Here is a 19713-nt window from a genome sequence, read left to right as displayed (position 1 = left end):
CTTAATTTAAAACAGCAGTATTGGCTTTCAGGCCGGCAGATAACTCAACCTTCTTTTGTATACCGGGAATTTTATTTTTCAATATATGCACCCCGCTGCTTCCATCGCCTTCTACACGAACAAATGCACCCGCAGAGCCGGTTACTGTGTTATTTTTTATATACGCCCTTGCAACATTTTCTAATCGGATCACAGCCTGAGCACCGGTAGTTTCCGGAATTGTCCAGGTATTCAATTCAATATTTTTACCATCCTCGCAAATAAAGGCAGGCCTCTGATCATTGTGGCTTAGGGTAATCTTTAAATTATTGATCTTTAATCCGTCCACATGCCTGGCCCAAACGCCATACGCCGGCACCAGCGGACCAAATGTTTTTACCTCGGGATATTTATCAATAGCCTCAGGCACAACTTGCCGGGCATTTTCGCTGCTTCCACCACCCGCCAGGTTTATTTCAATGTTCTCTAAAGTCAGGTTCTTGATATTATGACCAGGGATACCAGTTATTAATACTCCAGATGGCGGCATAAGCTGCGCATTATCGGCTGCTTTTGCCTTTACATTTTTTATAGTCACGTTCTCCAATGTCCCCACAGGCTGCTGCGTATCCTGATCTTTACGGAACACGCTCAATCTCGCTCCTAATCGAATAAGCATTGGGGTTTTTACCTCTACCATGGTGATATCGTGAATATCGATATTCCTGATGTGCGCCCCATCAACCGAAAGCAGCTTGATGCCGCCATTGGCCGTGTCGTAGATATAACAATCGGATATTTTTATATTCTCAAATGCCGCCATTGATTCTGTTCCTATCTTGATAGCGCCCTGACCGCTTTTTAACCGCAAGCCTGATATAACAATATCTTTGCAGGCCATTTTACTTGATGTTGTTTTAAAACACAGTGCATCATCGCCGCTTACCACATCACAATTTTTAATGGTAACATCCTGGCAGCCGTCTATGTCCATGCCGTCGTTGTGTGCTACCCCATGGCTTACAATTTTTACATTCGCGATATTTACCTGTTTGCATTGAAAATAATGCGAGGTCCAGGCCGCTGAATAATTTAAGGTAACGCCCTGTACTGAAACGTTTTGACAACGTACAACACGCAATAAAAAAGGCCGCCGGCCCCAGCGTTGGGATTCCGGGCGAGTGTCAGTTAATATTTGCTGTGCTTTTAATTTTGATCCCTGGCCGTCAATAATACCTTCGCCTTCAATAATTATATTCTTTTTATCGATAGCCACAACCAACGCCCAACCCACACTAATGCCAAGGCCGTCTACAAACGGATCAAGATTCTTATAATCGTTAACATCGGTGCTGCCCAATAGCACAGCGCCTTTTTTTAATAGCAGGGTAATATTGTCATTCAAAGCAATTGTGCCGGTTAAAAAAATTCCTGCCGGGATAATCACTCGCCCACCGCCGCTTTTATAACAAACATCAATAGCTTTTTGAATGGCATTGGTATTTAAAGTTGTGCCGTTGCCCACTGCCCCGCAAGCAGTAATATCCACATCGGCAGCAAACAAACCTAAATGACATATTGAAACCAAAACAGCAACCAACAATAACCTGACTGATTTGCACATGGTTATTTTTTCCTTTCCGCTTTAAGCACTTCGGCTCCGGCCAGTAATAAAGCACCGATCCCATGAGTATCATTCAATTCGGTTGGTCGTGTGTAATAAAACTTGATGGCAGTATCCATATTGGTACCTATACACACATCCTGCAATTGGCCGTCGGCGGTAATTTTTGAAGTTAAGCCCTTCCAGCCTTCCTGTGCTATGGCTATATATTTTTCATTGATCCAGCCCTGATTAACCGCCCTGGCTACAGCATAAGTGTACATAGCGGTAACTGATGTTTCAAGGTATGAGTCGGGTTTGTCCAATAACTGGTGCCATAAGCCAGTTTGATCCTGGTAACGGGAATAACCAACTATTTGCCTTAACAATAACCTGATCAATTCCGGACGTTTTGGATGATTTGCGGGTAAATTATTCAGCAGTTCTACCTGTGCCATAGCTATCCAGCCGTTGCTGCGCCCCCAATGCCCAACACCATTGGTTTGATCGTCAGAATAATAGTTGTGAAAGAAAAGACCGGTAGTAGGATCATAAAGATACTTATTAAAATTCTCTACCTGTTTAATAGCGTCATCAAAATATTTGCTGTCGCCGGTAAGTTTACCCATGCGCGCTAAAAACGGGATGCTCATAAACATATCATCAGCCCAAAGGGTCATGTTACGCGGATTTGGGCGCGAAAGTGTACCGTCGGGTAAACGCAACTGCTTGGTTAAAATATAATCGGCAGATCTGTTTAAGTAGGCTTTGTAATCTTTCCTGTTTGCCAGCACGTCAACATCAAATAACCCGGCCGACATGGCACCGCAGGCATCCAGGTTACTAATATTAAATACTGCTCCATATTCCACTTTAGGTGCTTTATTTTTCCGAAGCGCTTCGAAATAACCCAGGTTATCAAAAATGAATGAAAAATTGTGAAGGGAGTAATCGGAATACTTTTTATCATTAAGCACATTGGCGGTTTGCATCATGCCGATAGTCAATACACCATTTACATACATCCATTTATTGTACTTACTATCGGCCTTAATATCTGGCGAAGATGCCAGGCCTTTAGTTGAATCATATTTTTCCTTAGTATTTGTATTTATAAATTTGAACGAGGTGTTTTGAATTACATTATCAGCAACCCGGCGGATCACTTCTTCGGTACTGGTACCCTGCCCGAATACGGTGGCTGAGCAGGCAATAAGGAACAAGCTTAAAAATGATTTCATAATTTGTTATTTAGTTTGGTTAAGTTAAATATGGCTTACTTTTTTCTGTTAATTGCCCTTACCGCTTTTACCTGCGCGGTACTGATAGCCGTTGTTTTATTGGTAAAATTTTTTCTGACATAGGTTAAAACCGCGGCAATTTCCTGGTCTTTCAAAAAATCGTGTGCGGGCATTACATTGGAATATGATTCGCCATCAATATCAACACTTTCCGAAAATCCATTAAGTACAACTTTTATAAGGCGAGACCTATCACCCAACACATAGGAGGTTTTAATTAACGGAGGGTTCATATTAGGCACTCCTCCTCCATCGGCCTGGTGGCAGGTTAAGCAATATTTTTCATATATGCCTTTACCGCTTACAGCTGAGGGTGCTACGCTCGGTTGCGGGCGGGCCCGGGATTTGGTTTTAACCTGGCCCATTAATGTAATACAGCAAAAAATAAGAAAAATGGCTATCAGGTGTTTTTGCATTTTTTGGCTATTGTTTTTTGGTGTAGATAATACGGTAAATAGTTCCTTTTGAATCATCGGTAACATACAGCGAACCATCCGCCCCCTGGGCCAAACCGCAAGGGCGATGATCTGCGCGGCCGGCAGCCGTTTTTTCGGGCGAGCCGGAAAAACCATCTGCAAATACTTCCCAGTTACCGTCAGGCTTTCCGTTTTTGAATGGTTGAAAAACCACAAAATATCCGGCTTGCGGTTCGGGGGCGCGGTTCCATGAGCCATGAAAAGCAATAAAGGCCCCGTTCTTATATTTTGCGGGGAATTGGTTACCGGTGTAAAAAAGCAAAGCGTTAGGAGCCATGTGGCCCGGATAAGCCGCTGCCGGATCTATAAACTTTGTATCTGCTTCTTTTTTTCCATCGCCGCCATACTCAGGCGCTTGTATCTTTTTATGCTGTAGCTGGTCATAATACATATATGGCCAGCCCGCATTATCTCCTTTTTTTAATGCATATAAACATTCCGCAGGCAATTCGGCAGATTGTTTGGATGTATATAATTCAGGCCATGAGCTGTTGAGGTTGTCCCGGCCGTGCTGCATTACAAAAAGCTGATTAACCTCCTGGTTCCAGTCCATCCCTACCATGTTCCTTAGTCCGGTTGCATATCTTACACCGTCACCGTAGGTTTGGTTTAACTTATCGGCTTTAAACTGCCATACCCCTCCCATGGAATCCAATATAGGGCAGCCCGGTATCCCCGGCGAATGCAAACCGCGGTCTTTTTCCTGACACGAGTTGAACCAGGCACCTATGTTTACATAAATATTGCCGTCGTTATCAAGCGTAAATGATTTAGTTTCGTGCTGGCGGCCCGCCTTTAATCCTGTTATTAATTTTTCGGGCTGATCAGGGCTAATCACTTCATTTTTGTCATTCACTTTATACCTGAATACTTCGGTATTTGAAGAAGCGTACAGATATCCGTTTTTTAAGTAAACCTCAGTACCACCATAGTTACCAAAACTTGTTTTAAGTTCGGCCTTGCCATTGGGAGCTTCATGAAATACTAAAATGCTTTTGCCCTCTTTATTGGGCCGGGCCAGTTTTACGTAGATGTCGCCCTGTGGCGTAACTACTAAATGCCGGGCCTTTGCTGCTGTTTCGGCCACTTTTAAAGCACCAAAACCATCCAACAGTTTTAAGCCGGCATTGTCGGCATCCGGCACTACTTCAGAATCTGTTTTTAAAGAATATAGCATTATACTCACTGCCAACCCGGCCAAAAGCACTATGTATTTGTTAAAGTTGTTTTTCATGATATTTCATTGTCGCTTTTAGATTGTAAATACAAAATGGCATTTTAAATAACCCTGGTTTACCAACCAGGGTTTTGAGTATACGGAGTACCGGTAATTGTTGCATCGATCTGTGTTTGAGGGATCGGTCGTAATACATGAAAGGGCTTTATATTACCCTTTCCATCGGTATTATGCAGCTTTACACGTTCCAGCAATTTACCTGTCCGAACCAGATCCGTCCACCGCATTTGTTCGCCACATAATTCCCTTGACCGTTCATCCAAAATAAAATCCAATGTAAGTTTATCGGCAGTAATATCCATTGCTGCCGGATTACCCGATGGATAGGCCGCCCTTTCACGCACCTTGTTTATATACTGCACTGCATCACCCGCGCGCCCGTCCATATACAATGCTTCGGCGGCAATTAAATAGGTTTCTGCTAACCTGTATATAATGATTGGCCTGCTGGAGGGTGAATTTTGGTCGGGACGCTTGGTATCAAAATATTTGATCATAGTGGGCGACAGCGCAATGCTATATTTACTTGGCGGGATAACCTGGTAGCGATACCCGGCAATTTGTGCCGCGGTCATTTCATAGCCGGGCATCCATATCGCTGTATCACCAACCGCAAATTTAGGCGCGCCGGGCTGGGCACCCGCAGGGGCGCCGGCTGGTAAAGGATTAGGCCAGTTAGGTATAGAAGCTGCGTTGTTGCATAACCACACGGTTTGAAATGTTTTTTTATAACGCTGGTCGTTCACCCTTTCACTAAATACGGTATCAGTAAGCCAATGCGTAGGAACCACCCGTATATAAGGCCGGCCATAAAGTGTGCTGCGTTGCATACCTGGCTGAACTTCATATTTAGGTGCAAACAAATGGCACAGCAAATTATCAGGTCCACTGTTATTTTGTGTGGGCGACCCATTATAAGCCAATGTTGGCGTGTGCTGTACCGTCCATAATACTTCGCTGTTAGCTTCATTTCCTTCTGCATATACACTTGCAAAATCCTGCTGCAGCCTTAAGCCTGCAGCAGGGGCAACATTAGTGATTAAATCAATCGCGGTAGCATAAGCGTTTTTATAGTCGTCTGATTGTTTGGCCGATGAACCAGCTCTTGTTAAATAAACTTTTGCCAGCATGTGCATAGCCGCAGCTTTTGTGGCCTTCCCCGGAAGCACACCGCTGGTTAACGGGCCTGCCGGAAGGACAGCTATAGCATCGTTCAAATCCTGAATGATAAAAGCATACACATCAGCCATCTTTGCCCGCGTAGCAGAGGTTGTTGGAGTTGCCTGAAGGTTTTTATTCAAGGTCACATCGCCCCAGGACTGCACCAATATAAAGTAGTAATTTGCCCGTAGAAACTTAGCTTCGGCAACCATACCTGCTGCCGTTGTGGCATCAACACCGGCGGGGACGTTATTGATCAACCCGTTACAAGTATTAATATAGGTGTAGCAATTTTTCCAGATCCCAGCAACTATGCCATCGGCGGTGTTAAAGTTACTGTTATATTTTACCAGGCCGTTATTACCATCATTACCGGCAATAAACTCATCGGTACCGGGTACGGTCATTTCGAAATAACTATCAGGACCCCAGATAGTCCTGAACCCGGCATAAGCTGCGGTAAGCCCCGCCTGAAAGCCCTGGCTTGTAGAGAAAAAAGCCGGAGTAAGGGTTGATTTTGGATTTTCTACCAGTGTTTTTTTACAAGCAGCAGTTATCAAACCTAAAAACAAACAGGTGTATAAGTATATAGATATCCTTTTCATCTTATTTCAATTTAAAGTGTCATATTAATACCGAATGTAACTGACTTGGTAGGAGGAGTATCAATGCTCAAGCCTCCGGATCCCGCTGTTTCGGGATCAAGCCCATGAAAGGTATTGCGGTACGGGGAAAAAAGTATAAATGGGTTCTGCATCGTTGCATATATCCTCAATGATCTTGTTTTAATACGTTTTGTTATTGATTCAGGCATATAATATCCCAAAGTCATGCTCCTTATTTTAAGGAAAGTGCCGTCAAAATAACTCAGTAACGAAGAGTAAGGTGTATTGGTTGATGCTGAATTTGGCTTAGGATAATAATTCTGATGATTGGTTGGTGTCCAGTAATCTTCGTTCAAATTATTATAATTGCCCTGGAAGGTATTGACAAAACCACCACTTTGAAATAGCCTGGAGGTTATTAAACCACCAACCCTATAAACACCAACTACGGTAAAATCAAATCCCTTGTAGCTGATGCGGTTAGTGAATCCACCCGTAAATTTTGGCTGATCGGATCCAACTATTATCCTGTCGCTGGCATTGATCTTTCCATCTTTATTTACATCTTCCACTTTAATAGTACCTATTACAGATCCTGTACCAGTGGTGGTCAATCCTAAACTTTTGGCCTGAGCGGTATCAGCGGCAGTGTTTTGCCAGATCCCGATTTTTTTATAATCAAATATGGCTCCAAGCGGTTGGCCTACAAATAAGTTATTCGTGATATCCTGGGTAACTCCGTTTGATAGTTTGGTTACCTTGCCCCTGTTAAAGGCTATATTAAAACTGGTTGACCAGCTAAAGCTGTTCCTGCCATTACCGGGTATATTAATAGTACTTAAGCTTATTTCAATACCTTTATTTTGTGTTTGGCCCACGTTGGTTAAAATACTATTGGGAATACCTGATGTTGGCGGTAAAGACAATGGCAACAGTAACGACCGCGTATATTGGTGATAGGCATCAACCGCACCGGTGATACGTCCCTCAAAAAATCCAAAGTCGATACCGGCATTTAAGGTGGAGGTATATTCCCAGGTAAGATTGGGGTTGGGTACGTTTGTTGGATAGGCACCGGTTAGGTTTGTAGAGCCAAAGTTATAATTAACTGATGATAACGCTCCAAGGGTTTGGTAGGGGTCAATAGCTGTATTACCAACTGTACCATAGCTTAATCTTAATTTAAGATTTGATAACACATGTGAGTCCTTTAAAAAATTTTCCTGGTTAACATTCCACGCCGCCGCCGCCGAAGGGAACACATGATATTTGTTGCCCGGCGCCAAACGCGATGAACCATCTGAACGCATAGTTAAGGTAAGCAGGTATTTATTAGCATATCCATAATTTACCCTTGCCATGTAGGATATGATATCCCATTTTGAATAGGACCCTGTACCACTTAAATTTGAGCCATATTGCGGATTAAAATACTGAACACCGTCAGACAATATATTATTATAACTAAATGAGTTTGACTGCGACTGGCTTTCCTGTAAACTGTAAAGACCTGTAAAATTGATATGGTGTTTTTGAGCAAATACTCTATCGTAAGTCAAGATGTTTTCAAGCGTGTAATTATAACTGTAAGTACTTTGGTTATTTGCTGTTGATGCACCGCCCAGGTTATTGGTAGTAGCGCCTGCATAATAGTTACCATAAATATCAGGACGTATTTCTGCGCCGCCGTTAAATCTGTATTTTAGCCCCGGAGCAAGGGTAACATCTGCATATGCAGTAGTAAAAGTGCCGAACCTTTTACGTGTTTCCACAACCGCACCCGGAACAAAATTGGCAAGCGGGTTCCATACCTGGTTTGCGCTTCCGGCCGTAAAACCAACCAGTTTGCCGGTAGCGTCATCATAAGGTGTTGAGAGCGGGCTGGCCCTTAACGCCTGACCAAGCGGGTTTGCATTTTCGCCGTTGGTATAGCTTAAGTTATTTAAACTGCTTAAACCTATTTTAACATTTTTGCCTAATTGCTGATCAATGCTCAGTTTAATGGAATAACGTACAAATGACTGACCAAAATAAATGCCAGTTTCGTTATAATAACCACCTGAGATAGCATATTGCGTTAAATCGTTCCCGCCTGAAACACCTAACTGATGATCTGTTACAAAGCCGGTTTTATAGATGAGGTTTTGCCAGTCGGTACTGCGCCCACTTTTTATTGACGCTACTTCCTGCGGTGCAAAAGAGCCATCCGTTAAAAAGGCAGGATCATCAATCCCGGTATATTTACCCGGATTGCCATTAATAAGACCCCACTTTTTCAGGTTTGTAAACTGAGGTCCGTTCATAACGTAATAATGCCCTAGCGGTTTATTAAAACCCGCATAACCACTATAACTTATAGTTGCACCACCTTTTTTTCCACGACGGGTTGAAACCAATAAAACACCATTGGCACCCCTTGAACCGTAAATTGCGGTTGAAGAGGCATCTTTCAATACTTCTAAAGATGTGATATCATCGGGATTTATATCATTAAGACTTCCGTTAAAAGGGAGACCATCAACAACAATCAAAGGAGCGTTTGAAGCATTTTTAGACCTGGTTCCCCTGATCAAAATAGATGGAGATGCACCCGGATGACTGTTACCGTTACTTTTTTGAATATCAACACCCGCAGCCTGTCCCTGCAATGCCTGACCAATATTTGCAGCCGGAATATCGCGAAGCGCCTGTTCATTGACAGACACAATTGAACCTGTTACATCTGATTTTTTCTGAACACCATAACCCACCACCACTACATCGTTCAACGATTTAAGGTCAGATATCATAGTTACATTAATAACCTTCTGATTGTTAACAGGTACTTTTTGGGTTTTATAGCCAACCGACGAAAAAACAAGTGTTGCATCAGGTGCTGCTTTAAGTGTGTAATTACCATTGGTATTGGTAACTACCCCTTTTGTGCTACCGTCAATTGTAACAGAAACTCCGGGTAAAGGGCCATCTGAATCTGATACTTTACCTGTAACGGTAATATCGTCGGCAGATTCAGTATTTATATTTTGAACCTCTGTTTTGTCTGTAAGCAGGCTCGTTTTTGAGGATGCTGTTTTATCGTAAATAACGATGCCGGAATTTATTTCTTTAAAAGACAGATGAGTTTTTGCAAACAGATAATTCAAGATTTTGCCCAGGGGTTCGTTTTGAAATTTATGCGGAGCCGTGATATATCCTTTCAGATCGGCCGGATTGTAGGAGAATTTAACGTTTGATTGTTTTTCGAGCTTATCTATAGAGCTCTGCAATGATTCGCTACCAAACGAAATTTTAACCGGATTATCAGAAACCTGATCTTCCGCTTCTTTCGCTTGTAATGGTTGGCTAAATGCCAGGGAACCAATAATAACGATCATCAATACCTTCTTAAAAAAAGTAAATAATTTAGTTGGTTTTTTTATCATCTTTACAAGGTTTTTTTCATTAAAAACTATAATGGATTATTGGATTAGCTTGGAACCTGCCAATAATTCATGGTACACTCTGATCAATATCCCCGGTATCTTGCCTGGGATATTGCTTAGGGGTTTATTCTTTTTTCAGATAAACCTCCTTTCCTTTTAAAACATAATCCAAATGGTGGATAGTCTTAATAATTTCCAACACATATTGTAAAGTGTTATAGTTTGAAAAATGGATAGTTGTTATTAGATGATCTATTTTGTTATGGTCATAATTTATGTGAACGTTATAAGTGTTCTCCAGCCGCATTACCAGCTCATCAAACGGGACGCTGTATAAATTGATCTCATTTGATTTCCAGGCCGCTACTTTCTCTGCATCAATTGTCCTGATCAAATGCGTATTTACTTTCTGATCATAAATAATTTCCTTATCAAGGGTAAGCACACCAAAGCTTTTGGCTTTATTACCCACTTCAACGCGTCCCCTGGTAACTGATAACCTTACGTCATTTATATTTTTATAAAATTTTACGTTGAATGCCGTTCCCAATACCCGTGCATGTAATGAGCCATAATGAACTATAAATGGCGACTGATCATTATGCTTTACATCAAAATAAGCTTCGCCATTGATCAATTCTATCTCGCGCGTTTTGGCAAAATGTTCCGGGAATTTTATGGCGGAGCCTGAGTTTAACCAAACCGTTGATCCATCAGGAAGCTGTATGGTTTTGATATTGCCTTTCTTTGTACTTACTACAAGCCACTCACTTTCATTACCGGCAGTTAATTTCTTATAAAAAAGTGCGGAACAACACATGAGCAATACGGAGGCGGCCATAGTGTATTTTGCTGCAGAGGTTCTTATAAAATGCCACCTGCCAAAAATTTCTTTATGGATATTATGAAGCATTTCAAGCTCTATGGCACGCATAGCCTCTTCATCCCGAAGATGGTCCTCTCCGCCCTTGTGTTTGGAGACGGGCTTTCGCCATTGCATCATTGTAGTGTTTTTTAAGTTTATATGAACTGCCTAATACAGTTTTTGGCTTTGATATTGTATATACAAAGCTGCGGGCGCGCAGGTACCAGATTTATTTGCTTTTTTTTAAAACCTATCAAAACATACCTAATTTGGTACGTAATATCTTCAATGCATTTGAAAGCTGGTTTTTAACCGTACGGGGAGTAATGTTAAGGGTTTCAGAAATTTCACTTACAGAAAGGTTTTGCTGCCGCGATAAAATAAAAACTTCCTGCATTTTGCGGGGCAGCTCCCTTATCTCGTCGTCAATTACAACGGAAAGCTCTTTGGCTATAAGATTATCTTCGTTAGTATATTGGTTCGTGTGGTCGGGGTGTAATAAATTTTCAAGCCGCTTTTTCCTCGCCAAATCCTGTTTGTAAAAATTAATGATATTGTTCTTTAATATCCTGAAAAGATAGGAAGCGTTATACGCATCAGGGTTTAAATTATACCTGTTGTTCCATAAATTTATAAAAACAGTTTGTACGAGGTCCTTCGCGTCCTCTTCGGAGCAGGTTGAACGATAAGCCGTTTGATACAAAACCCTCCAGTTCCTTTTATAGAACTCGTCAAAGGCCCGTATATCGCCTGCTTTAATTAATGTTATTAATTCAATTTCCGAAACCATTGTCAGGTACTTATCTATCTTATCATTAATCTATTTATCGGCTATGTTTAATTTCTATTTTTATTGGCGGGCACCTGGTTCAACAGCCATTTGCTAAAGTCATCGGCTGCTTTGTCATTATCAAATGCCATAGCCGCCGGCAGCCGTCCGTTAGTGTATTCATTATATAACCAGGGATCGCCAACTGCCACTACTAAACCTTTTCCGTATTTGGTTGTACCGATAATTACGTGAGCACTATCAATCAAAGCGGGCTTTGCGGGTGATGATAACTTAAGAGTGGCAATATCTTTCAGGTATACTTTTTTAGCGGTTTTAAATATGGGATGGCCTGGGGGTATATAAATAGCCCCCATTTCAAATTCCTTATCGATAACATGTTTGTACAGATCATCATTAAAATGAATACCAAATTTTGAAGCAAGGTTGTTTAGATGCGGTAACTCCGCATTGGCACTGTCATTTGCCATTAATACAAGTACCCCACCACGTTTTACCCAGTCGGAAATAACTTTAATATGCTTGGCCTGGATATAATGCGGATCAGCGGTTTCTTTTTTAGTATCAGGATCAACAATAATGTAGATATCGGCTGCTTTTAAATTTTCGGCAGTCGGCTCACCCTCTATACTTAATAATCCGGCACCATTTTTTTTTAAAACATCTCCCCATATAGAAAAACCACTGCTTTTGGTATCTTCCCAGGTATAGTGGTACCTGCTTAATGTACCTGCCGGATCTTTGCGATATTCATTATTAAAATAATAATCTAAAGCAACCGTTTTTTGCTGCGCCTTTAATGCAGGTACTATTATTAAATCAAGTAGAAATAACAAAGTGTAAGCTATAATCTTTCTCATAAGGTTTGTTTTACATTCATTACAGTGTTGTAGCCGCCACCGAGTGTGCTCCGTACCAAAGGCAGGTTTCGTTTACTGATCTGTAGCGCCGATGTATTGACAACTGCCTGTTTTTTATAGCTACATGCTAAAAATATCATGCCTATGGCCAGTCTTAATCTTTTTATCGTTTCCATGTATAATTAGGATAAACACTGTCAATTAAGGTCAATAACCCGGTGTTTGCTTAAATGCGGTATTACCCACCGCTTTAGCAATATCAATTTCAGTTTGCGGAACGGGCCAGATGGTATCGCGCAGCGGGAATGTCCGCTGGGCTGCGTTGGGGTCCTTAATAGTAGGTATAATCACCCTGTCTAATCCCCAGCGTTTGAGGTCAAAGTACCTTTGTCCCTCCAGGGCAAGCTCAATTCTTCGCTCATGACGTATCCGCGCGCGCATATCTGCCTGGGAAAGGCCGGCCGGTATTGGCGGCATGTTTACACCCGGGCGCGTGCGTACCGCATTAACAGCGGTATAAACACTGGCGTCAGGGCCCGAAACTTCGTTTTGGGCTTCGGCATACATCAACAGAACATCGGCATATCTTAAATAAACCCAATCCTGATCGCTTTGCGTACCAATAACTGTTGCACGGGTAGAATCGATACCTTTTTTATTGAGGAATCCAGCTGTGGCGCCAAGATCTGCCGGAACAAAGGGAATGCCACCTTTGTATAAAACCCCCGGAGTTAATATAGTAGCCAGTAACCTGGGGTCGCGATTAACATATGGTTTTGCCGGGTTGTATAAAGGCGATGTGGTAATAGGTTGCCCGTCTGTACATTCATAATCATTAACCAGGTAACTTAACGGCTGGAAACTGGAACTATAGGTGTACAAATAATCGGCAGGACTAAAAGCCGTGGGGACCTGATAACGGCCGGAGAAGATAATTTCGGGGTTGCCGTTTTGTCCGGGTTTCAGAAACAAGTTTTTATAACCGCCTGTGTAAATGCTGAATTTACCATCGGTAATGATCGTATTGGCTGTGGCAGCTGCCAGCTGATATTGATGTCTTGACAAATACACCTTCGCCATATAACCCAAAGCGGTTGCTTTTACGGCGTGACCGCTGTAGGCTGTATTGGGCAGGTTATTGGCTGCAAACGTCAGGTCATTTAATATGGTATCAGTAACAACCGATTTTGGTGACCTTCCTAATTGGCTGTTGGCCGGGTTAAGGGTTATTTGATTGGTAGACAAAACCACATCACCATATAACTGGGTAAGCATAAAATACCAATAGGCCCTTACAAACCTAACTTCAGCTATGTATTGATATAAAGTAGCTGAAGGCAGATTAATTTTTCGGACGTTGGCTAAAAAAGTATTGCATGCCTGTATAGCCCTGTATGATGTAGTGTAGGCATCTGTTTGCAAACCACCAACAGTTGGCGTAATAGCACCCTGCGCTATGTTGGAATAAGCACCGCTATAAGCGTTATCACTCAAACTTTCCCAATATGGAGTACCCGCGCCAAAGCCCTGACCTGTATTACCAGACGCAGTATAGTTAAATCCCTGAATAAAGAAACTGTATATACCAGCCAAAGCTATATCAGCATCATTTTTTGTTTTCCAAAAAACCTTGCTGTCAATATCAGCAGGCGGATTTTGATCTAAAAGATTCTTTTTACAAGCAAACATTAAGGTGGCCATAAAAAAGAGTATCAAATATTTTATCGCTGTTTTCATCGTCATTTCAATAAATTATGTTAAAATGTTGCCCTTACCCCAAAAGAATATACCTGGTTTTGCGGGTGTGTAACAAACCTTGTATTTGAAGCAACCCGTTCAGGATCAAGCCCGGGGAACTTAGTGAAAGTAAACAGGTTATCGCCGGCAAAGTAAATTCTCAGTGCCGACATGAACACATGTTTGGCAAACTTTTGCGGTAAATTATAACCAAGCTGAATGTTTTTTAATCTTAAAAAAGAAGCATCTTGTAAATAATAGGTTGATGCCGTATTGGCATTGCTGCTAATGTTGCCCTGCCCTAAAACATACACCATTGGCATGGTAGTGCTGTGGTTAGTGGGTGTCCAGGCATTTAGCCATTCTTTTGGTGGGGGCGATCCCTGGTTAAATGGTTGTATGCCCCAGCCATTAACATATAGTTTTTGACCATAAGAGCCGTAAAAGAAAACGGTAAGGTCAAAGTTTTTCCATGTTGCTCCCGTATTAAAAGAGTAATCAAATTTGGGATATGCACCAGGTACTATCACCCGGTCATTATCATCAACCTTCCCGTCATTATTGGTATCAGCATATTTTATATAACCGGGTTGAGGGTTATACTGCTGTGTTGGCGAATTGGCAATTTCCTCTGCTGATTGGAATATCCCCACATACTTGAGCATATAGAAACTGCCATAAGGCTGCCCTTCCTGGTTAATGGTATTGGTTGATGTATTCGGGGCCGGGGCACCGTATGATACCAGGATATTTTTATTGGCCTGTATGGTTGCGCCAAAAGAAAAACCCACCTGGCCAAAACGGTCAGTATATTGAAAAGATGCTTCAATACCTGTATTTTTCATTTTACCATAATTGATAGTTGGCGCAGTAAGACCATAATACAGCGGCGTAAGTGGAGTAGCTATTTCCAGGATATCCGAGGTTAGCTTATTGTACCAGTCGACTGTAAAGCTGAGCTTGTTGTTGAGTACTGAAAAGTCGGTTCCGATATCAAATACCCTGGTAGTTTCCCACTTAATATTAGGATTAGTTAAGGAGTTATTAATTACTCCGCCTGTAACCGTGGTACCCTGAAAGGGATAAGCATAACTTGTTTTGGTATTGTAATAGCTTTTAAAATTGAATGTTTCCTGGTACGGATAGTTACCAATATTCTGGTTACCTAAACTACCTAATGAGGCCCTGAACTTTAAATTATTTAACCAGCTCACGTTCGCTAAAAAATCCTCTTTGGTAGCTACCCAACCTAAGGATACAGACGGAAAGAATGCCCATCGGTTATTTGCCGGGAACCTGGACGATGCATCATACCGTGCGTTGGCTTCCAATAAATATTTTTCTTTGTAATCATAATTTAATCGTCCGTAATAGGAGTGCAATGCGTAAATATTGCTTGTCCCATTAGCTAACTGCGATGCTATAGGCCCCGCGTCAACTTCCCGCAGGGCATTGGTTGCGAAAGGCAAATTGCGGATGCCTTCCAAATTTTGTGATTTATTATATTCAACCTGAGTACCGGCCAGTAATTTGAAGTTATGCTCGTTATTGATTGACCGGGTATACGTAAGTTGTGTATAAGCAATAGGGTAAAAAGAATTGTTATCGGTTACATCAATGCCCTGTCCGTTTACATCAAGCGTACGTTCAGGAGCGTCTTCAGGTTTCGCAAACCAGTTGTATTGGTTAATTACCGGCTTAAAATCAGTGGTTTTATTAAAATCAAAGTTAAAACCACCATTGGTTCGCCATTCAAGGCCTTTCAACAGACGAATATTTAAGAAGAAACTACTTTGAACATAATAGTCGTTTTGCTTATTGATGGCGTTCTGAGCAATAGCTATTGGGTTTTTATTAGGCGTTTGAACACTTGGGAAAACCGAATTTACATAGCGGCCGCTGCCATCAGGCAATACGGGGCCGTATAAAGGTGTTTGTGAAAGGGTAGATAAAAACTGATCCTGGCTGCCCCTTGAGGTAAAACCTCTTTCGCTATAATTTAAAGTAATGTTTGAACCAAATGTTGCCCATTTATTTAATTTAGAATTCAGGTTAAACTGCAAATTGTATTTTTTATAATAATAGCCAAGCATAACATCGGGTTGGTCAACAAAGCCCAAGCCTACGTTATAAGTAGTACCATTACTGCCACCACTTATACCCAAATGATGGGTTTGTACCTTTACTGTGTTAAATATGGCATCAAGCCAGTTGTAATTTGGATATAGTTTTGGATCTGAAGGATTTTGATAAAGCGCTATTTGCGCATCCGTAAATTTGTTGGGATAATTTGAGTTGGTAGCAGCCTGGTTCCACAAGGTCATGTACTGTGCAGAATTATAGATCAGGTTATCAGGTAATGCCGTTGCCCTGGTTATTCCCAAATTATAGTCATATGAAAGTTGCATTTTACCTTCCTTGCCTGGTTTGGTAGTTACCAGTATAACGCCATTTGCCGCGCGTGTTCCATATATGGATGCAGATGCCGCATCTTTTAATACCGTTACCGATTCAATGTTTTGCGGGTCGAGCGCCGTAAGACTTCCTGGTAACCCGTCAACTATTACAAATGGTGAATTACCTGCACCACTAAAAGTACCGTTGCCTCTTATGCGTAAGGTTGTACCTTCATTACCCGCCTCGCCAGAACCCTGAACAACGGACAACCCGGGCAGTTTTCCCTGCAGCAATTGAGTAGGATCAGTTGCTACCCTTTTATTTAGTTCGGTACCGCTTACTGTAGCAACAGCCCCCGTCAAATCGGCTTTCTTTTGCGTACCATATCCTACTACTATAACCTCATTAAGGTTATTTGTAGCATCTTTCATGGTCACATCGATCAGCTTTTGGCTGCCAACAGTTATTTCCAGTGTTTCAAAGCTTACATATGAAAATACTAACACGGCTTGCTCATCGGGTACTTTTATAGTGTACCGTCCCTGCGCGTCGGTAATGGTACCTGTTGCTGATCCTTTTACTTTTACATTAACACCTATTAAAGGCAGCCCCTTAGTGTCAACTACCTTACCTTGTATGTCAATACTGGCTTTTATATCAGGTTTAGTTTCTTCTCCCTTTTGTTTAACCACTATCGTTTCCTGGATAATCTTATAGGTGATTGGCTGGTTGCGGAAGCAAATATTTAACGCTTCTTCAACCTTAACGTGGTCCATGTCAATATTTGTAAGCCGTATACGGTCCATATCCGATTTTACATTAACCAGAATAAGTTGATAGCCACTTTGCTTTTCAATGGATTTTAAGATCTTTTTGATAGATACATTCTTTTCATGAAGCGTAACGGCCTGACTGAAAGTTTTAGCGCTTACACTGGTAAAGACCGTAATCATCATAATGGCAATCAGTTTCATAACCAATAAAACTTTAGTTACGGCGGGCCAACTGCCCGCCACGGACTTATAAATCAATTTCATACTTTTGTACAGTTTGGGTTAGACGTTGAATTTTCAATTATGCTGTCGAGGGATAATTGGTTTGCCCAGATACAACCGGGTAAGTGTTACCAGCACTTCCCGGTTTTTATCATCGTTTTCAGGAAATCGTGTTATATGCAAATGTTGTTATAACTACGTGTGGAGTATGTTCCCTTATGGTGTAGCAGGTATATGTTCTCTCATTTATTTAAAATTTAAGTGAATAATTGGTCATTGCTTATTTATATCTTACAGGCTGATCTTCTCATTTATCGGCCTGGTTATTTCGTTATGATCACCGTTTTTCCTTTGATGGTAAAGTTTAAGCCGGCATATTTTAAAATATTGGTAAATCCGGAAAAATCCACCCTTCGGGACAGGCGCCCAGTAAATTGAAATTCAGGAACCTCGCCTTTATAAACCACATCAAAGTCATACCAACGCGATGCCTGCTGCATGATATTTTTTATATCAGCATTCTTAAATATGAACAGTCCGCTTTTCCAGGCTATTTCCTCGTCAACATCAACTTTGCTGGTTACTTCCTGCCTGCCCTGTCCGCTCGTTATAGCCTGCTGTCCCGGCTTGATCACATTGACTGCCGTTGATGATTGAACCCTCACCGCACCTTCTAAAAGCGTAGTTTTACAGTCAGCTTCATCTTCATAAGACATTACATTAAAATGGGTGCCCAAAACCTGTACCTCGGCTTTATTGGTTTTTACGATAAAAGGCATTTGTGCATTTTTTGCTACCTCAAAATATGCCTCGCCGGTTAAATAAACTCTTCGTTCTTTGCCTGAAAACGAGGTTGGATAACGCAGGGTAGATGCAGAATTCATCCATATTTTTGAACCGTCAGCCAATATTAACTGGTATTCGCCCCCCCGCGGAACCACAATAGTATTATAGATCAATTTTTGGCCGGTGTTGGTCTGCTCATCATTTTTATAGGCCAGTACGTTGTTGTGGTTGGATACCGCCGTACCATCATTTTCGTTTATTGCCAATTGTTCGTGCTTTTTAAGCACAACCTTTTGGCCGTTGCCCAGAATCAATATCGCATGCTTGCTTCCCGGGTGAATTAGATTATGGGCTATAGGTTGTCCGTTTGTTTTTTTTACAGGCCTGTTTTGACGGAATAGTAAGATAGAAACGCTTAATATTAAAATGGCTACAGCTGCATATTTTAATAACGATAAATAATTAAAGTGCGTTGTTTTTTTATCGGGCTGCAACTTGCTCTCCAGTTTACCCCACGCCTCTTCAGTATCAATAGTATCCCAAAAATCCAGTTTTTTTTGCAGGTGGTCAGGATCGGCCAGCTTTTCAAAATGTGTCCGGTTAGCCGCGCTTTCATCAATCCATTTTTTTAACCATAAATGCTCTTGCAGTGTAATATCACCGGTTAAGAGTTTACTGATCAATTCAGCTACGTAAAAATCACGCTCGTTTTTTTCCATTTAATAACATACAAACAGTTAAAGAGAGCAGACGGGTGACAGGTGATAAATCTTTTTTTAATAAAAGCGGCTAAAAATATATACCATCCTAATAATCAGAATAATGCAAATTGGTGGGATTATAAGATTTTATGCATCAATAGCACTAAAGCGGTTGGGGAATGCCTTAATATTTCGCGCAGGATACGCAGGCTGCGTACCTTTTGAGTTTTTACTGTATTGATAGAAACATTCAAATAATCTGCAGTTTCCTGGTTACTAAGGCCCTGAAAATAGCTGAGATAAATTACTTTGCGGTAGCTTTGCGGCAATTGCTGTACGGCTTGCTGTACTTCCTCTAATACCTCAGCCTCTATAAGGCGATAAATTATATTTGATTCTTCTGCAACTTCAACCTGAAAGCTTGGAAACTTGTCAATAACCTTTTGATGTTTATAGGTATTGATACAACTGTTCTTTGTAGTTAGATATAAAAAAGCTTTTACAGCGTTCAAACTATCAAAACCCCTCCGGCGTTCCCATAGTTTCACAAAGGCATCCTGAACAATATCTTCGGCACCATCTTCATTAACAATCCCGGCGGCAAAAAAACAAACTCGCTTATAAAACATATTAAAAATATGATTAAAAGCTTCCTTGTCTCCATTTTGAAATGCCACCATTGAAATTGTTTCAGGCATAAGAATCAGACTTTTAGTTCTTTAAAGATTAAACAATAGCCATATCGACTTGTCCTTGCCTATTAAACCACTGTGCCAAACTCCTAAATTGCTGTCGAAA

At 41.3% G+C, this 19713-nt stretch carries 14 protein-coding genes; all 14 read right to left on the bottom strand.

Annotated features, from left to right (window positions below; all coding sequences use genetic code 11):
• Position 1: 1 nt before the first annotated feature.
• Entirely contained in the window at positions 2-1603 is a 1602-nt protein-coding gene (locus tag J2W55_RS04855) for a glycoside hydrolase family 28 protein (RefSeq protein ID WP_310092574.1), read from the bottom strand.
• Positions 1604-1605: 2 nt separating this feature from the next.
• Positions 1606-2823: a glycoside hydrolase family 88/105 protein gene (locus J2W55_RS04850; RefSeq protein ID WP_310092572.1), complete on the bottom strand. Its 1218-nt coding sequence runs from the start codon at positions 2821-2823 to the stop codon at positions 1606-1608.
• A 35-nt stretch (positions 2824-2858) separates the two neighbouring features.
• Positions 2859-3299: a c-type cytochrome gene (locus J2W55_RS04845; RefSeq protein WP_310092570.1), complete on the bottom strand. Its 441-nt coding sequence runs from the start codon at positions 3297-3299 to the stop codon at positions 2859-2861.
• Between the two features lie 7 nt (positions 3300-3306).
• Complete coding sequence (locus J2W55_RS04840) at positions 3307-4593, bottom strand: PQQ-dependent sugar dehydrogenase (protein ID WP_310092567.1); 1287 nt, start codon at positions 4591-4593, stop codon at positions 3307-3309.
• Positions 4594-4652: 59 nt separating this feature from the next.
• Complete coding sequence (locus tag J2W55_RS04835) at positions 4653-6362, bottom strand: RagB/SusD family nutrient uptake outer membrane protein (protein WP_310092565.1); 1710 nt, start codon at positions 6360-6362, stop codon at positions 4653-4655.
• 11 nt (positions 6363-6373) lie between these two features.
• Positions 6374-9784 (bottom strand): SusC/RagA family TonB-linked outer membrane protein, encoded by a 3411-nt coding sequence (locus J2W55_RS04830; protein WP_310092563.1) that lies wholly within the window; start codon positions 9782-9784, stop codon positions 6374-6376.
• Positions 9785-9908: 124 nt separating this feature from the next.
• The gene (locus J2W55_RS04825) at positions 9909-10787 is read right to left on the bottom strand and encodes a FecR family protein (protein ID WP_310092561.1); all 879 of its coding nucleotides are present in this window, start codon (positions 10785-10787) and stop codon (positions 9909-9911) included.
• A 115-nt stretch (positions 10788-10902) separates the two neighbouring features.
• Positions 10903-11439: an RNA polymerase sigma factor gene (locus J2W55_RS04820; RefSeq protein WP_310092559.1), complete on the bottom strand. Its 537-nt coding sequence runs from the start codon at positions 11437-11439 to the stop codon at positions 10903-10905.
• A gap of 47 nt (positions 11440-11486) precedes the next feature.
• Positions 11487-12299 carry a DUF4350 domain-containing protein gene (locus J2W55_RS04815; RefSeq protein WP_310092557.1) on the bottom strand — a complete coding sequence of 271 codons (813 nt, stop codon included), beginning with the start codon at positions 12297-12299 and terminating at the stop codon, positions 11487-11489.
• Positions 12296-12475, bottom strand: a complete 180-nt coding sequence (locus tag J2W55_RS04810) for a hypothetical protein (RefSeq protein ID WP_310092555.1) — start codon at positions 12473-12475, stop codon at positions 12296-12298. Before J2W55_RS04810 ends, J2W55_RS04815 begins: the two co-directional genes overlap by 4 nt.
• A 31-nt stretch (positions 12476-12506) precedes the next feature.
• A complete protein-coding gene (locus J2W55_RS04805) occupies positions 12507-14036 on the bottom strand; it encodes a RagB/SusD family nutrient uptake outer membrane protein (RefSeq protein WP_310092553.1) in 1530 nt (509 codons plus the stop codon).
• A gap of 20 nt (positions 14037-14056) precedes the next feature.
• Positions 14057-17470, bottom strand: coding sequence for a SusC/RagA family TonB-linked outer membrane protein (locus J2W55_RS04800; RefSeq protein WP_310092551.1), 3414 nt, complete (start codon positions 17468-17470; stop codon positions 14057-14059).
• Positions 17471-17751: 281 nt separating this feature from the next.
• A complete protein-coding gene (locus tag J2W55_RS04795; RefSeq protein WP_310092549.1) occupies positions 17752-18933 on the bottom strand; it encodes a FecR family protein in 1182 nt (393 codons plus the stop codon).
• A gap of 119 nt (positions 18934-19052) precedes the next feature.
• Positions 19053-19613 (bottom strand): RNA polymerase sigma-70 factor, encoded by a 561-nt coding sequence (locus tag J2W55_RS04790; protein ID WP_310092547.1) that lies wholly within the window; start codon positions 19611-19613, stop codon positions 19053-19055.
• Between the last annotated feature and the right edge of the window lie 100 nt (positions 19614-19713).

This window comes from Mucilaginibacter pocheonensis (assembly GCF_031456535.1).
Taxonomy (GTDB): Bacteria; Bacteroidota; Bacteroidia; order Sphingobacteriales; family Sphingobacteriaceae; genus Mucilaginibacter; species Mucilaginibacter pocheonensis.
This window is presented reverse-complemented; position numbering and strand designations above follow the sequence as displayed.

What these genes read in the sequence shown, in the direction of transcription:
- J2W55_RS04855 (WP_310092574.1), bottom strand. Translation starts at nt 1,603, where the DNA reads ATGTGCAAATCAGTCAGGTTATTGTTGGTTGCTGTTTTGGTTTCAATA.
- J2W55_RS04825 (WP_310092561.1), bottom strand. Translation starts at nt 10,787, where the DNA reads ATGATGCAATGGCGAAAGCCCGTCTCCAAACACAAGGGCGGAGAGGAC.
- J2W55_RS04805 (WP_310092553.1), bottom strand. Translation starts at nt 14,036, where the DNA reads ATGAAAACAGCGATAAAATATTTGATACTCTTTTTTATGGCCACCTTA.
- J2W55_RS04800 (WP_310092551.1), bottom strand. Translation starts at nt 17,470, where the DNA reads ATGAAATTGATTTATAAGTCCGTGGCGGGCAGTTGGCCCGCCGTAACT.
- J2W55_RS04830 (WP_310092563.1), bottom strand. Translation starts at nt 9,784, where the DNA reads ATGATAAAAAAACCAACTAAATTATTTACTTTTTTTAAGAAGGTATTG.
- J2W55_RS04810 (WP_310092555.1), bottom strand. Translation starts at nt 12,475, where the DNA reads ATGGAAACGATAAAAAGATTAAGACTGGCCATAGGCATGATATTTTTA.
- J2W55_RS04795 (WP_310092549.1), bottom strand. Translation starts at nt 18,933, where the DNA reads ATGGAAAAAAACGAGCGTGATTTTTACGTAGCTGAATTGATCAGTAAA.
- J2W55_RS04815 (WP_310092557.1), bottom strand. Translation starts at nt 12,299, where the DNA reads ATGAGAAAGATTATAGCTTACACTTTGTTATTTCTACTTGATTTAATA.
- J2W55_RS04850 (WP_310092572.1), bottom strand. Translation starts at nt 2,823, where the DNA reads ATGAAATCATTTTTAAGCTTGTTCCTTATTGCCTGCTCAGCCACCGTA.
- J2W55_RS04835 (WP_310092565.1), bottom strand. Translation starts at nt 6,362, where the DNA reads ATGAAAAGGATATCTATATACTTATACACCTGTTTGTTTTTAGGTTTG.
- J2W55_RS04790 (WP_310092547.1), bottom strand. Translation starts at nt 19,613, where the DNA reads ATGCCTGAAACAATTTCAATGGTGGCATTTCAAAATGGAGACAAGGAA.
- J2W55_RS04845 (WP_310092570.1), bottom strand. Translation starts at nt 3,299, where the DNA reads ATGCAAAAACACCTGATAGCCATTTTTCTTATTTTTTGCTGTATTACA.
- J2W55_RS04820 (WP_310092559.1), bottom strand. Translation starts at nt 11,439, where the DNA reads ATGGTTTCGGAAATTGAATTAATAACATTAATTAAAGCAGGCGATATA.
- J2W55_RS04840 (WP_310092567.1), bottom strand. Translation starts at nt 4,593, where the DNA reads ATGAAAAACAACTTTAACAAATACATAGTGCTTTTGGCCGGGTTGGCA.